General features: G+C 38.0%; 14 protein-coding genes and 1 tRNA gene. 6 read left to right on the forward strand and 9 right to left on the reverse strand.

Going from position 1 to position 15,726, the window contains the following annotated elements; translation table 11 throughout:
* Positions 1-12: 12 nt before the first annotated feature.
* Positions 13-1,038, forward strand: coding sequence for a hypothetical protein (locus tag BLU33_RS14090; protein WP_091373998.1), 1,026 nt, complete (start codon positions 13-15; stop codon positions 1,036-1,038).
* 276 nt (positions 1,039-1,314) lie between these two features.
* On the opposite strand, the gene BLU33_RS14095 is transcribed toward BLU33_RS14090, so the two are convergent.
* The gene (locus BLU33_RS14095; RefSeq protein ID WP_091380560.1) at positions 1,315-1,419 is read right to left on the reverse strand and encodes a carbohydrate-binding family 9-like protein; all 105 of its coding nucleotides are present in this window, start codon (positions 1,417-1,419) and stop codon (positions 1,315-1,317) included.
* Positions 1,420-1,632: 213 nt separating this feature from the next.
* On the opposite strand from BLU33_RS14095, the gene BLU33_RS14100 reads away from it, so the two are divergent.
* A complete protein-coding gene (locus BLU33_RS14100) occupies positions 1,633-2,163 on the forward strand; it encodes a phospholipase D-like domain-containing protein (RefSeq protein ID WP_232009286.1) in 531 nt (176 codons plus the stop codon).
* Between the two features lie 165 nt (positions 2,164-2,328).
* Here the strand turns inward: BLU33_RS14100 and BLU33_RS14105 are convergent, their stop codons facing one another.
* From BLU33_RS14105 to BLU33_RS14125, 6 genes are all read right to left on the reverse strand, one after another.
* Positions 2,329-4,488: a peptidase domain-containing ABC transporter gene (locus BLU33_RS14105; RefSeq protein ID WP_091374003.1), complete on the reverse strand. Its 2,160-nt coding sequence runs from the start codon at positions 4,486-4,488 to the stop codon at positions 2,329-2,331.
* Positions 4,489-4,513: 25 nt separating this feature from the next.
* Positions 4,514-5,674: an HlyD family secretion protein gene (locus BLU33_RS14110; protein WP_091374008.1), complete on the reverse strand. Its 1,161-nt coding sequence runs from the start codon at positions 5,672-5,674 to the stop codon at positions 4,514-4,516.
* 150 nt (positions 5,675-5,824) lie between these two features.
* Entirely contained in the window at positions 5,825-6,562 is a 738-nt protein-coding gene (locus tag BLU33_RS14115) for a CPBP family glutamic-type intramembrane protease (RefSeq protein WP_091374011.1), read from the reverse strand.
* Positions 6,563-6,907: 345 nt separating this feature from the next.
* The gene (locus BLU33_RS14120; RefSeq protein ID WP_091374014.1) at positions 6,908-7,618 is read right to left on the reverse strand and encodes a CPBP family glutamic-type intramembrane protease; all 711 of its coding nucleotides are present in this window, start codon (positions 7,616-7,618) and stop codon (positions 6,908-6,910) included.
* Positions 7,619-7,669: 51 nt separating this feature from the next.
* Positions 7,670-7,843, reverse strand: a complete 174-nt coding sequence (locus BLU33_RS25115) for a hypothetical protein (RefSeq protein WP_157682147.1) — start codon at positions 7,841-7,843, stop codon at positions 7,670-7,672.
* 139 nt (positions 7,844-7,982) lie between these two features.
* On the reverse strand, positions 7,983-8,147 hold the full coding sequence (locus BLU33_RS14125; RefSeq protein WP_157682148.1) for a hypothetical protein: 165 nt from the start codon (positions 8,145-8,147) through the stop codon (positions 7,983-7,985).
* A gap of 223 nt (positions 8,148-8,370) precedes the next feature.
* On the opposite strand from BLU33_RS14125, the gene BLU33_RS14130 reads away from it, so the two are divergent.
* On the forward strand, positions 8,371-8,751 hold the full coding sequence (locus BLU33_RS14130; protein WP_091374020.1) for a helix-turn-helix domain-containing protein: 381 nt from the start codon (positions 8,371-8,373) through the stop codon (positions 8,749-8,751).
* Positions 8,752-8,755: 4 nt separating this feature from the next.
* Here the strand turns inward: BLU33_RS14130 and BLU33_RS14135 are convergent, their stop codons facing one another.
* Together BLU33_RS14135 and BLU33_RS14145 are read right to left on the reverse strand one after the other, a co-directional pair.
* Positions 8,756-9,013 (reverse strand): Arm DNA-binding domain-containing protein, encoded by a 258-nt coding sequence (locus BLU33_RS14135; protein ID WP_091374023.1) that lies wholly within the window; start codon positions 9,011-9,013, stop codon positions 8,756-8,758.
* Positions 9,014-9,321: 308 nt separating this feature from the next.
* A tRNA-Pro gene (locus tag BLU33_RS14145) sits at positions 9,322-9,395 on the reverse strand.
* Between the two features lie 308 nt (positions 9,396-9,703).
* On the opposite strand from BLU33_RS14145, the gene BLU33_RS25400 reads away from it, so the two are divergent.
* From BLU33_RS25400 to rnr, 3 genes are all read left to right on the forward strand, one after another.
* Entirely contained in the window at positions 9,704-10,564 is an 861-nt protein-coding gene (locus tag BLU33_RS25400) for a hypothetical protein (protein ID WP_091374031.1), read from the forward strand.
* A 15-nt stretch (positions 10,565-10,579) separates the two neighbouring features.
* Positions 10,580-13,435 carry a TonB-dependent receptor gene (locus BLU33_RS14155; protein WP_091374034.1) on the forward strand — a complete coding sequence of 952 codons (2,856 nt, stop codon included), beginning with the start codon at positions 10,580-10,582 and terminating at the stop codon, positions 13,433-13,435.
* 127 nt (positions 13,436-13,562) lie between these two features.
* Positions 13,563-15,698: a ribonuclease R gene (gene rnr, locus BLU33_RS14160; protein WP_091374037.1), complete on the forward strand. Its 2,136-nt coding sequence runs from the start codon at positions 13,563-13,565 to the stop codon at positions 15,696-15,698.
* Positions 15,699-15,726 lie beyond the last annotated feature (28 nt).

The following is a 15,726-nucleotide window of genomic DNA, read 5'->3' on the forward strand; positions in this document are numbered from 1 at the left end:
TAATTAAAAAATATGCAGCTAACTGAAAAATTAAAGACCGCAATTGAAGATCATCCCAGCATTATTGCAGCACTAAAAAACAAGAGCCGTGAAAACAGGTGGGAAGGTTTTACACGTACGCAGTTTAATTTGGTTGCAAAGGTCATCAATAAGCAGATCAGCAAGGAAGTATTGGTTAACCCCGACCTGGTTGAGATGAGCCTTATTATAGGCAAGCAAAACTTCGAGAAGCAGCTCCGCGCCTTACGGTCAAGCCATATATATGATTTTATAAAATATTTAAGCACACTGGGCGAATACCGTGTTTTTAACTGGGTAAGCGGCAAAACATTGCAAAGCTATTGGAATGGTGGCGATGCCAAATATGTTAAGGTAAACGCGTTGACCGTTTTTTTACAGGTCCCGTTTGCGGAGTGGGACGAATGGCAAAAGATCCCGGATCAACGGATGGACCTGTATAATAGTAGCCTCTCCAGGCATTCATTTGCAGGCAATGGTTTTAACCGATCATCAATGGCTATAATAAAAAGCTATTACCTTGGTAATTACTTTCTTTATTACCCTAAAACCGATGGCAGCCGTAACATTGTAAAAACCCCCTTTATATTAAAGGAGCTTGATAATGGGCAGATCATCGTAAAATCGGTTTCTGAAGGGCACCGCTACAGCGGAAAAGTAATAGGGATAAGGGACGGATGCCTGTATATTAACTGCCAGAACCTCGATTTTGAGGAAATGGAGCAATATGTATTTAATATAGGGCTTGAAACCAAGCCAGAAGTGCTGTTTGGTGTTAGCACAACCGTAAGCGTAAGAAACCGCCGACCGGTAGCTTTGAAAAATATATTAGTTAAACAAACCCGGGACCAGAAGAATTTCGATGGCATCCCTGAAACTGAATTACCAATTGATAAAGTTTTTACTGTAGATGGCGAGGAAGCCATTATAGTTAACTACTTTAAACATAACACCAATTATATAATAACCACCAACAGCTGCCGCAAGCTGGATGATGTTAAAAAACTGGTGGCCGGATAAACACCAAATAGAATTTAAAGTCGGTCCGGTCATAACCCACAGCAAAATAGTTCGGCAGATGGGCTTATCCAGTGAAATACAGCATATATGTCGGGCCCCGACTATGGTTAATTAAACAGATCCAGCGACTTTATCCAAAGAATTATGCATACACAACAGCCTCACAGGTCTACAGCAACTTGCCGGAGCTGTTTTTACCATACTCTTATTCGTTGTCTTCCACTTTTCATTATTTCAAACGCACCAGCATCAGGATTCTTAGTATTTCACCTGTATCTATTCCTGTGGTAAAAACAAGGCTTTTCCAAAAAAATCCGATAAATGAAAATTCGGATGCTCCGATTCAATATTATTCCAGGCCAGGAAGTGAGGTTGCGGCAGATCGTCGCCACATTTATAAAAATTTGTTTTACAGGATAATTTGCATCGCTTTGCAGATCAGCGTTATTATAAACAATAGCAACATTATTACTTACCTTGAAAGCACCATTTACTTTTTCAAAATGATTTGGAAGAGGAATGATCGGACACCCCTGCCCAAATATATTACAAACGCTGAATAAAAATAAAACCAAAGCGGGCACCTTTTTCATAATGCTATACACACTATCAGCAGGTTGGGCTGGAAGGTTAGCGCATTTTGCACTAACCTTTAATGCTCCCAAAATTATTATTAAGCTGAATAACCTCGAAGATAGTGAGATGATTGATGCACTTTATGAAGCTTCTAATGCCGGCGTAAAAATAGAGCTGATTGTACGCAGTATTTGTCGTTTGAGGCCAGGTGTGCCCGGCCTTAGTGAAAACATTACACTGACCTGCGTTATAGGGAGGTATTTGGAACATTCGAGGATATTTATTTTTAACAATGATAATGCGCCAAAGGTTTTTCTCGGTTCGTCAGACTGGATGGAGCGCAATCTGCGATCAAGGGTAGAAGTAGTATTTCCCGTGTATGATGAAGCCTGCAAAGACGAAATATTCAGCTTTATAAAGCTTCAGTTAGCGCCTTATAGAAAATCAAGTTTGATTGATCAAAATCTTAAATCAATACCAATAGAGCCTGGATCAGAATGTGGAAATGATACACAGGAAGCTTTCTATCAATTGATAAAGGAAAAATGATTAAGCCCATTTAACAAAAGTGCTCATCATTTAAAGGATCTGTAGCTTTCAGTAATCCCGATCAACTGCGTATACTAATAATTAAGAAAAAACTACGGCCATACCTATAAATTAAATATCGAACCACTGTTATCATCCTTGTTAGTTGGTAAATTATTTAGATTTTTATACTCCTTCAACATGATATTGCCAAAGTGTTTTATAATAAGAATTGCTTTCCAATAGAGTACTGTGTGATCCCTGTTCGACTAATTCTCCATTCCTCAATACAAGTATTTCATCGCAATTTTTTATTGTTGATAATCGATGCGCAATGATAATGATAGTTTTACCTTGTTTTTTAAACCATGCAAGGGTTGTTTGTACTTTTTGCTCACTCGTTGGGTCAAGAGATGATGTAGCTTCATCCATTATTAATATTTCTGGATTTCTGTACAATGCTCTAGCGATCGCAATTCGTTGTTTTTGACCACCTGATAAATTCGCGCCTTGTTCATTTATTACAGAGTAATAATTATCCGGCAGTTTTTCTATAAACTCATTTATTCCTAGTAACGTGCTCAAATCTATAACCCTTTTAATATCTGGCTCGTAATCACCAATTGCAATATTATCTATTACAGTTCCAGCGAATAAATCAATTTTTTGAGGTACTATCGAAATAATTCTCCTTAAGCTACTATTGCTGATATATTTTATATCCAATCCTCCAATTGTAATATTACCTTCTTTTAATGGATACAAATTTTGCATTAAGGAAAGTAGTGTTGATTTTCCGCTGCCACTTTCACCAACTATGGCTGTAGTACTATTTTTTTGAACAATTATATTTAATCCATTGAAAACAACTGTTCTAGTATCATACTTGAAGTGTACATTATTAAACTGGATATCACCTATCATGTCCGAAGTGAATATTATCTTGTTATCATCTACGGCCTCTGTTTCCAGATCAATGATCTCAAATAAACGATCCGCAGCTATTAAAGCATCCTGTATATTTTTGTTGGCGCCTATTAGGGAGGCAGCTGGCCCCGTAAAGTACCCGATTAGCGCGTAAAATGATAATAATTCACCCGGTGATAATTCGCGTTGTATCACAAAATAACTGCCAGACCACAAAATAATAATAGTTATTAACCGTGTAGAAAAATCAGCTGCATTATTTAAATGCAGTCCTTTTACACTGCTTATGTAAATTGATTTTAACAATTCAATAAAGTTATTTTCCGTTTTTAAATTGGAATAATCTTCCAAACCAAAGCGTTTAATAGTTGCCGCTGAGTTAATGCTCTCTACCAATTGTGTCTCTAATTCGGCATTAGTTTCCATTAGTTTACGTTGCCATTTTTTGTTGACTTGGTTACTAATCCAATAAACTATTGTATAGGCGGGGATAATAGAAAGTGTAATAAGCGCCAATTTCCAATAATATAAAAACATGATGGACATAGAAAACGCTATAATCAATACGTTAACAGCCATGTTCATTGCTATATCATTTATAAATACCCTAATCTTTACCGCATCATTCACACGACTAATAATCTCACCTACCCGCATCGTATCAAAAAAACGCTGTGGTAGTTTTAGTAAATGTTTGTAATAGCCAAGTATTAATCGGGCATCCATCATCTGTCCAGTATGGAGGCCGATCAGAGATTTGTAAAAATTAATGATGATCTGAAACAGCAATATAGCGATCATTGCAATGCTCATTAGATTAAGCAAGTGTATATTTCCATCCGTTAAAACAAAATCGATTATTTTTTGCACAAAAATGGCCATACTCAAACCAAGTATAGTGTAAATGATAGCGCCAATTAACGCTTGAAACATCATAACTTTATGCGGAGCCAACAATTGCCAAAATCGTTTAGCATTTGATGTTTTTTCATTTCCTTTTGAAAAGTGCTCACCGGGCAGCAATAAAATAATTACCCCAGTCCAATTTGTTTTAAAATCATTGAGAGGTACTTTATAAATACTCCCATCAGCGGGATCCATGTAGGTAACACGTCCTTGATTTACTTTGTAAATAACCACAAAATGCTGTAATCCATTTTTTAGTATTACATGTGCTATAGCCGGTAACGGTATTTTAGATAAACTATCCAAGCCACCTTTAGCTCCCTTCGCTTGAAAACCTAATTTTTCTGCTGCCTCGATCATTCCCAATATATTGGTACCCTTTTTATCTGTACCGGCATACTGCCGTATTCGGCTAACAGGTAATTGCAATTGATAATGTGCGGCAACAGATACTATACAGGCTGCGCCGCAATCTGTAATATCTCGCTGTTTTATTTTTACCGCTTTGCGCATGTAATTAAAATAGATAGTGAATAAATTAAGTTGTGTGTTGAGGGGCAGCTGGATTTAACCAATTATTTATATTATCCCACAATAATTGCCATAACGTACGATCCCCAATTATAAATCGAGCTTGGAAGGTAAGTCCTTTTTGCAAGTTACCGGCATACCCGTTTTTTAAATGTAATTGGGTGCTGTCGAATCGACAACGTACCTTAAATATTATGTTGCCATTTAGCGTAGTAAAGTCATTATCCACGGAAATAACTTTTCCGGTTAGTGCGCCAAAATAATTATAATCAAAGGCATCTATTTGGAAACGAACGGATTGCCCTTGTTTTATTAGTCCGATATCTTTGGTAGACACATAGCATTCGGCTATCAGGCTGCCATCAGGTGATATTGTGCATAGGGTTTCGTTGGATTGTAATAGCCCTCCAGTATATAGTGTGTTGATACCTTGCAAAGTACCGGATACGGGAGCTTTAACTTCGAAGTACGATGCGTCAATGTTCACCTCGTCTTGTTCTTCCTTGTATTGTGATAATTCGAGGTTGTATCGAACTAAATCTTGCTGCCAACTACTTTGTTGTTCAACCTCAAATGCTTTGGCATTTGCTGTTGCCTTTTCATAGGCTATTTGAGCATCAAAAAACTCTTTGTTCGTAATTACTTTCCCTTTTAAGAGAACAGCGTCTGTATTGTACTCTTGCGTGTTTTTTTTGAGCGAAGCATCTTGGTCGGTTTTCTGGTGCAAGTAATGACTAAGTTGTTCTTTATATAAGGGTGAATATAATTGGGATATAATACTTTCATTAAGTTGATGTGTGGTAAGTAATTGCAAGTCATGAATGCATTGCGTGTGTTGACTAATTTCATAGTTATTCAGCAACTTTTTGCCTTTGGTAACAGCATCTTTTATACGTAATAACGTAGCACCTTTTTTAATAGTGCTACCTTCATGATAGTAGACCGAATCAATAATTCCTCCTATTACCGTCTTTACATCAGTGCGTTCGCGTATCGGCCGTGTAATACCTTGGGCTGTTACGGCTATCGTAATATGTATCAGGGGCAATGTTACAAGAGTAGTTATTACCATGAGCAATATTATCCAATACAAAATATAGCTGCGTTTACGAAATGCTGGTAGGTAATTGATAGTGGTGTTGGATATCTGTGAAATAGAAATCAGCATAATATGTTATTTGTAAATATCTCTCTTGCACAGATCACATTCAAAGCAGGTATTATCTCTGTACACTTAAATGCAAATAATATAGCTTTACCAAAAACAATAGTCATTATTATATAGTGGAAGTGTCTCTCAAATTTCATAAAGATGAATTCATAGAAAAGTAACTACGTATGAAATTATATTTAAGAAACAGTGTAAGAGTAACCCCCAAAAAAAACCATTTCTAAATCTGATATATGTAAGTCCCCAGCCAAGGCATATTTGCGGCAATACATAAATGGGATATAAAAAAAAGATTGGCCATTGAATAGGGCTATAATTGGTAATATGTACCAGGCCAAACAAAGCGATAGAACTAATATTTATAAATGTTTTATACTTATTGTCAACTTGTGAAAGATTCGCTGGCATCCATTTTACAATAATTAAAAACAGTGCAATTGCAATCAATAAACGTGTTGCGAACGCCCAATCTATATATTGCAGAGTATATATTTTTCCGCTAAAAAAAAGCATAGCTAATGACAGGGCAATTGCTATATGATATTTATTTAATGATAATGGTAACCTGAATATGGTTTCTTCGATCAACGGGCCTAATAAACCCATCACTAATGCCCCCTTCACAAGACCAAATTTTGTAAATTCGACCTTTAGCTGGGTTGTATCTTGATTGTGAATGTTTTTAAAATGTAGAACATTTGATACAATAAAGTCTGTTCCTAAGATTATTAGCCCAGATAAGACTATTAACAAAAATATAAAGAAATACGTCATAAATAGTAAGACCAATTTTTCCCGAATTTTTTTGTTCTGGAAAACGATCAAATTCGGGTAGTTCTTAAAATCCAATATTTCTTCTGCAAATTTATTTATTGTCTCTTCCATAAATTAAATTATCGAGAGAATATGAATCAGTGTAATTGACTTATAACGTGCCATAGATAGTAAAAAATGGATCAATTTTCATGGTCTTGCATAAATACTGAATGCTTGCAAAAAATAAGCAAAACGGATCATCACGATATGGAATATACTTGAAGTTTGAAGGAAGATAGACTATTTGCTCTTATATCCTTTTTCAAATCCGTGCATAAAATCCTTATAGTTAAGGATAAACAGGACGATTATAACAAGTAATATTATAATCATTCCATAGCGAAAATATTTTTTTGAAGCCATTGCGATTGATTTTTTATTCAATTATGATAGTAATAGATATAATACTTAATATTAGTAGTGCTTAGAAAACTGAACTAACATCACCGGAACGTCAATTAAAATATGCATTAAAATTGCATATACTATCCCCATGTTGACTCTGATGTATCCCAAAATAAGCCCAGCGAAAATTTGAGGTAAAACCAAGAAAATATAAAAATAAAATATACTGATATGTAACGTTCCATAGTTACCAAGGTGAGCGAATCCAAACAATACTGCAGAAATAACAAAAGGCCATTGACCAAGCTGTTTCGTATCATGTAGTACTACTGTTGCTAACAACGCCCCCAGCCCACAAAAGAGAAAGAGCACCAATGATACGTTAAAGGTGTAATTTAATTTATAAAAGCTTATTAACGCATAAAGCAATATTACAGTAAGTGAAATGACGACGTTATGCCAATTATATATCAAATGCAATCTAAAAATAACTTCTTCTACTATTGGCATTATTAATAACACTAACAAAAATTGATAATAGCCATAAAGCATATTTACTTTATTCAATTTTGAATGGAAAATATCCATTGGGTTTTTATATCCTGATATTAAAGGTATAATCGCCGTGATAGCGTTAGATAGTGGAGCGACGATAAATAATCCTAAAAAATAAATTAATAGAACTTGCCAAAATAACTTTGATTTACTGAATTGAAGCGATTCGTTATTTGAAAGAGGAGATTTATAGAATAGATAAATATTCTTTGCAATTGTCAACATAATTTAAAAATAAAAAATGGGTAATAATAATTACCCATTTTAAAGTAACATCTAAACCCAAGGGAAAAATAATGTAGTTGCCACATTTACCACTGCTGCAATGCCGTGGCCGATAGCGTAACCAACTTTCTCTGGGAGAGTGTTTCCTGGAACTGTTCCACCATTGAGTTCGCGCATTTCTGACAGCGAAAGCTCATCTAAATTGTATTCACTGAATGTTTTCATAATAAGCTATTAATTTATTTAATAATTAGATTGGGTTTAAAGCAAATTTCATTTTTAACTTCAAATTGTTAAATGTATCCGTGTGAAGAAAAACGCTTTGCCACAAATTATCGAGGAACGATCTCTCAATTCTCAATAATCATTTTATGCCAGCCACAAACCCGCGTACAAGACCAGCTGCTAAACCAAGTCCACCGGCAGCGACTACACCAGCTGGTGTAGAATTAAGCACCGAAATTGCAGTGTCTACAAGGGTTCCGAAGAGTGACCCGCCATCAATACTAACAGTCTGATCTTGTGACAATTCAGTCAAATCGTATTGCTTTAAATTAAATGATTGTATCATATTATTTTGTAAAGGCTCTCTTACTTTTTCGCACTATGCGTGGGTTTCAGAAAAGGTAAGCCCACATCAATATTTGGCCAAAGTTGATTAACACAATATAGAGGGTTTTTCGCCACAATAATATCAAAACTTCTTTTATTATATCAAATATCTCTATATTTGAAACACCTAAGCTATATTAATGATACCAAAGAACAAATTAAAACAATTGAGGGTTGCCTCCGGCTTATCCCAAAAATCACTTGCCGATAAATTATTTATAAGTCAAAATGCTTATTGTTTAATAGAAAAAGGTACTACAAAACTTGATGAGTCACGAATAAAACAACTCGGGAAAATATTTAATGTGCCCTTATCTGAATTAATATCCGAATCGAATCCCCAAAACGGCATATTTGAAAACAATAGTACTGCTGGGCCAGACGATTCCAAGCTAAATTATTATCTAGTAGAACAATTAGTTGACCAACTGTCTAAAAAAGATGACTTGATCCTGAAATTATCATCTCAGGTGGATTTTTTATTGAAAGATATGCATAAATCTAATGAGCAAAAACTTTAAATTACTATTCTAGTCTAAAAAGTAGACTATCAGGTTGCAATTGGTCAAGGTATTTATTCAGTTTGATGATTTCTTCCCGGCTTCCTTTTGCCATTCCTTTGTTTGAATTCCAGTTACCCGGTTCTATACTACGTTTAATTGAAAGATCAATTCGGCTTCCATTAACGGTAATCCTTGCATAGATTGGGGTTTTGCCGTCATTAGTGGCCTTGTACTTTCTTAGGTAAAAAATAACGCCAAAGGTGTTGTTTACTGTTTTCATATTCGTCAATTATTAAGTTACAGATAGCATCAGATTGACAGTCTTTAGCGGCTTTTGCATTGGGAGGCAATTTGCCGGGTTTTTAAACCCATATCAAAAGGGGCTAAAAACAATCAAAATAAACTAATCAATTGACTATAAAATACTTAATTTACTATTTGTACCCAAATATAAAATATAAATTTGGGGCACCGAATAGGGCACATTTTCTTTGATATAACTTGAATAAATTGGGCTGGAATAAAATAAAAAACCCCTTAAATCATACGATTTAAGGGGTTTTACCGACTCGATTGGTATCGCTTTTGTCGGGATGGCAGGATTCGAACCTGCGGCCTCCACATCCCAAATGTGGCGCGATACCGGGCTACGCTACATCCCGAAAGGGAATGCAAAGGTAAGCTTTAAAATTATTGATGCAAATCTTTTTTTAAATAGTTTTTCCATAATTATTGAGGCTGTAAAACGGTCCATTTTGCTTCAATAGATGAAGCGTAAAACCCCATTGAATCCCCAGCTTCTTAAGTGTCTGTGCAACAATTATATGACATAAAAGCAACATTTATATGACAAACCTATTTTGATTAAACATTCGCTGTATTTTCACATCAAATCCTAAATAGAATATTTATCACTAATGCTATAACACCTGATATTTTATTCTTTTACCGGTATTATAATTAAACAGGCATGAAAAAAGTATTATCCATATCAAAATCAGTTACACTTTTAATCATTTTAACCTGCATATATAGTAACCTGAGAGCCCAAAAAACAGAAAGTGTACAGGCAGGCAATTTATGGGCGCCATCAACAGTAAAAATTGATGGTAAGCTTACAGAATGGGGCATCACTTTACAGGCTTATAATAAAACTGTAAAGCTTTGGTATACCATTGCCAATGATGATAAGAATATTTACCTCGCCATAAAATCAACCGATATGGATAATAACAATAAAATTTTAGCCGGCGGGATAAGCTTCATATTGAATACTGCTGGTAAAAAAAAGGACAAGAATGCATTTAATATCACCTACCCTATGGTAAGTCATACAGGTGGCGGTGGACGCGGCGGGCGCTCAAAAAGAGGCTTTGGTCAACAGGATACCCCGGATACTGCCTCTATTGTCGAACTGCAAAAACAAACATTGGCTACAGCCAAAGAGCTAAGCGCTTTAGGATTTAAGGATATTACCGATACCGTCATATCTATTTATAACGAATACAGTATTAAAGCGGTAGCAAACATTGATGATAAGGGGATTTTTGTTTATGAATTATCCATCCCGTTAAAGTTACTGGATGTTGCGCCCGGCGATCAAAAAGAGATAGCTTATGACATTAAAGTTAATGGCTTACAACTTGGCAGTAACAGCATTAGTATAGGCGGTGGCAATCGAATTAGCGGCGGTGGAGGCGGCTTCGGTGGAGGGTTTGGCGGCGGCGGAGGGCCAACTTTTGGAGGCGGTAAAAGTTTGGATGTGTCGGATATGATGAGTCCGACAGATTTTTGGGGTAAATACACATTGGCTACAGGCCCAACTAAATAATAGTTCTGATCACGGATGAAAAAATTATACCTATTGCTGGTTATAACATTATTAACGCAGGCTTTATTTGCTCAGCGTGGAGGGGGAAGAAGCGGATCAGCCAGGGGACCCTCTACCCCGCTCTCGCCGCCTATTGCGCTCAGAGAAGTGAGCGGCATTGTAAAGGATACATCCGACAATACAGTTATCGGCGCCATTATCACCTTAAAATCAAAAACTGATACTTTAAGAACAGCCACCAATACCGATGGTGTATTCGTACTGAAAAATGTAAAGGCAGCCACCTTTGTGCTTACTATTTCTGAGATCGGCTTTGCGACAACAACCCGTAAATACCTCAATAATGACGCGGTTAAGCATATTGTCTTAGACCCCATTGTGCTTAAGCCCGAAAATAATATGCTTAAAACCGTAAATATTAACGGCACACCAAGCATCACCTATAAAACAGATACCGTTGAGTATAAGGCCAGCGATTATAAAGTACGCGAAAATGCCACTGTTGACGAACTGCTCAAAAAAATGGAAGGCATGGAAGTAGGATCTGACGGTACGTTAACCCACCAGGGTCAGCAGGTAATGAAAGCCCGATTGAATGGCAAAGACTATGCTGGCGGCAACGTGGCCCAGGCTATACAGACTCTGCCTGCCGATATAGTTGATAAGATACAAATAGTTGATGACTATGGCGATGAAGCAGCCCGTACAGGTGTTAAAGACGGTAACCCGCAAAAGGTATTGAATATTACTACGCGTGCCGATAGATCGGTTGGTAATATTGCCCGCCTTACCGCAGGCGAAGGCAGCGACAGCAGGTATGACGACCGTGTTTTTGGCCAGCGTATTGATGCTAACCAGCAAATTGGTGTAATTGCCAATTTCCGTAATACGGTGAACGGCGTTGCCAGCACAGGCCTCAACGGTGCCAGCAATGGCTCCTTAGGCAGCCAAAGCAGCAGCGGCGGCAGCGGAGGTACTACAAAAGCCGGCGGGCCTGCCTTTAATTACCGCGATGACTGGGGCAAAAAAATAGAGGTGAACATGAGTTATACTTATGCCTATAATGATGTTTACTCCATCAATAATAGCGTAGGTAAGCAATATAGCTCATTAGGCAATACCAATTTCACTAACAACAGTACCGGGAACAACAACAGCAAAACTCATACGGCCAGCTTCGATATGGAGTATAATATCGACAGCGCCAATTACATGAGGTTTACACCTACCTACAGCTTTTCGGGTACTAACAGCGATAATTTATCGCAGTATTACCAAACCGGGGTAATTAACCAAACATCGCTTAACAATAATGGCAGTACCTCGTCATCACCTACGTATGGTGCTGTGCTGTTTTATCAGCATATATTTAAAAAGAAACGCAGGAATATCTCACTGCAGTTGAGCTATACCCATTCTGATGCGCAAATGAATAGCATGCAGGAAGATAGTATCCTTTATTACCGGGATACCATTACTACCGGCACACCATTCCTGGATTCGCTGGTACACCGGGTTATTCAGCGCGGGAGTTTAACCAACAGCTATCGGGCCAGTTTAACTTATGTTGAGCCGGTAGGTCCGCTTTCGCAATTTGAATTTAATGCGCAATATATTTACCGGGGATATAATAACAATGCTTATACCGATAATGTTGATAGCCTGGGCCGCACCTTCCAAATTGACAGTTTAACCAATGTTTACCACTATTCCTTTGCTGAAACGCGCATCGCTTTGAATTACCGGATCAACAAGCCTAAGTATAGCCTATCATTGGGCGTTACGGCTATCCCAACCCTTTTACAAGGCGAGCGGCAGGGATATGCAGGAACAGTAGATCATTCTGACTTTAATTTGATACCTATTTTCAGGTATATGTACATGTGGTCGCGGCAGGAAAGGTTTTCCATAAATTATTCAGGCACACCAACTGAGCCTACTTTTAATGAGCTGCAACCCTTTACCGATCTTACAAATCCGCAAAACCCTGTAATAGGTAATCCTGATCTTAAACCATCGTTCACCCATTCCATTAACGCTATTTATAACGATTATATAGCTAATTCGCAGTTTAATGTGTCAGCAAATGTTAATGCCTCGTTTGTTAATAACCAGGTTGTAACCAATAACATCCTCACGCCAACTATCGTCACCAAAAGAAATCCTACCACAGGAGAAACCTTACGCGATACCAGCTTAATACCCTACACCCATTATACCAATCTAAATGGCGCTTATACTGTAAGCGGAAATTATAATGTTGCCAAACAATATGATGACCGTAAATACAATCTCGAACTGAATGGCAACGTAACTTATGGCCGCAACATAGCCATGAGCAATAATGTGGAGAGCTTCTCCTCCACCTGGCGGTTTAACGAGCGCTTCGGCCCGAGAATTGATCCTAACGATTGGCTGGAAGTAAATCCTTATGTTTCCTATAATGTTACCACATCATCAAACAGTTTGCCCGATGCATTGGACAATAACACCAAAACACTGGCTCTAAGTGTTGACGGCAAAGTGTACTTTCTGCAAACATGGATGATAGGCTACAGCGCGAGCAAAAACTATGTGACAGGCATCAGCTCAAACGTTACCAAGAACCCATTTGTAGTGAATGCTTATTTCGAGAAAGAGTTTTTTAAGAAAAGAAATGGCATCCTGAGCGTGCAATTTTTTGATATACTCGACCAGAACAACTTCATAAACCGGGTAATTACTCCAACAGGTTATACAGATACCAAAACCAATGCCTTAAGCCGCTATGTAATGGTAAGCTTCAGGATGAACCTGCAACAATGGAGCGGCGCACCCAAACGCCATGGCAAGCTAATGCAGCGCAGAGGTGATGGTAGTTTTATTGAGTGAGATTAGAGGTTGGAGGTTAGTGATTAGAGATTAGGTTTAATTTGGTGAGATGTTAATAAAGTCATCCCTAACTAATCTCTAACCTCGAATCACAAATCTCTAACCACAATTCCCTATCTTTGCATTAATGTCTAAAAAGAAAAATAACTCCTCTGTTAAGCAGGTACTTACCCAAATGGTACTTGATGTGTTTGAACAGAATGGAAATACACCACTAAATTACAAGCAGGTTTCGGCAAAGCTCAATGTGCGCGATCCGGAATCACGCGATATAATATTTGAAATTTTAAGAGAAGAAGCTAAAAAAGATATCCTTAAAGAACTATCCCCCGGAAAATTCCAACTACTTGAGCTTAAAACATTTATTGAAGGTAAGGTTGACCTTACCAACGATGGCTCAGCCTTTATTGTTACTGATGATGAGTTTGAGAGCGATATATTCGTAGCGCCGCGCAAATTGCGCAACGCACTTAACGGCGACCGTGTTAAGGTTTACGTGTATGCCAAAAGCAAGGGTAAACATAAGGAAGGTGAAGTAATTGAGATACTGCAACGCAACAAAATGGAGTTTACAGGTATTGTAAAACTCTCTGAGCGATTTGCTTTCTTCATCCCCGACGACCGGAAGATGATGCACGATATCTTCATCCCGATAAATGATCTGAACGGCGCTAAAAACGGCATAAAAGCAGTAGCTGAAATTACCGATTGGCCCGCAGATGCAAAAAACCCAATAGGCCGCATTAAGCATATTTTAGGGGCACAAGGCGAGAATGACACCGAAATGAACGCCATATTGGCCGAGTACGGTTTTCCGCTATCCTTCCCTGCTGAAGTTGAGCATGAAGCAGAACAGATCCCCGACAAAATAAGCGAACAGGAAATAGCTAAAAGACGCGATTTCAGGGATGTGCTCACCTTTACCATCGACCCATTTGATGCCAAGGATTTTGATGATGCCATATCATTTAAATATTTAGAGAATGGCAATTATGAGGTGGGTGTACACATTGCTGATGTATCGCATTATATCATCCCTGACTCCGCACTGGATAAGGAAGCACTGGACCGTGGCACATCAGTTTATCTTGTTGACAGGGTGATCCCGATGCTGCCTGAGCGCTTATCAAATGGCTTATGCTCATTGCGCCCCAAAGAAGACAAACTGACTTTCTCTGCCGTATTTGAACTGGATGAGGATGCCTATATTGTTAATGAATGGTACGGTAAAACCATTATCCACTCCGACAGACGTTTTACCTACGAGGAAGTACAGGAGATCATAGAAAGTAAAGAAGGTGATTACGAAAAAGAAATAACACAGCTAAATCAACTGGCCTATAAACTGCGCGACCGTAAATTTAAACACGGCGCCATCAGCTTTGAAACCACTGAAGTAAAATTTAAGCTGGATGAAACCGGCAAGCCTATCGGCGTTTATGTTAAAGAGCGCAAGGATGCCCATAAACTGATAGAAGATTTTATGCTGCTGGCAAACCGTAAGGTTGCTGAGCATGTAAGCAAAATGGGCAAAGGAAAGCACAAATATACTTTCGTTTATCGTGTGCATGATTCTCCTAAACCGGAGGCGCTGGCTAATTTCGCGCAGTTTGCTGCAAGGTTTGGATATAAGATCAACACAAAATCTGATAAAGAGACAGCTAAATCCCTTAACTATTTAATGGAGGATGTTGAAGGTAAGAAAGAGCAGAATGTGCTTACACACCTGGCTATCCGCTCTATGGCCAAGGCTATTTATACCACCAAATCATCCAGCCACTACGGTTTGGCATTCGATCATTATACCCACTTTACATCACCTATTCGCCGTTATCCGGATGTAATGGTGCATAGGCTGTTATTCCATTATTTAAACGGCGGCCAATCAGCCAATGCTGAGCATTATGAAAAGCTGTGTCAGCACAGCTCGCAAATGGAGAAAAAAGCGGCCGACGCCGAACGCGCATCAGTTAAATACAAACAGGCTGAGTACCTGCGCGATCAGGTTGGTAACATCTTTAGCGGTGTGATATCGGGTGTTACCGAATGGGGTATGTATGTTGAGATCATTGAAAATAAATGTGAAGGCATGATACGCCTGCGTGATATTTCGGACGACTTTTATACCTTAGACGAGAAAAATTATGCCATCATCGGTCAGCGTAAAAAGAAGATTTACCAGTTGGGCGATGAGGTAAGGATCAAAGTAAAAAACGTTGATCTTACCAAAAAACAAATTGATTTTTCATTAGTACAGGAATAGGCTATTGAGTGGATGAGTGATTGAGCGA

Origin of the sequence: Mucilaginibacter mallensis, assembly GCF_900105165.1 — a bacterium.
Classification (GTDB): domain Bacteria; phylum Bacteroidota; class Bacteroidia; order Sphingobacteriales; family Sphingobacteriaceae; genus Mucilaginibacter; species Mucilaginibacter mallensis.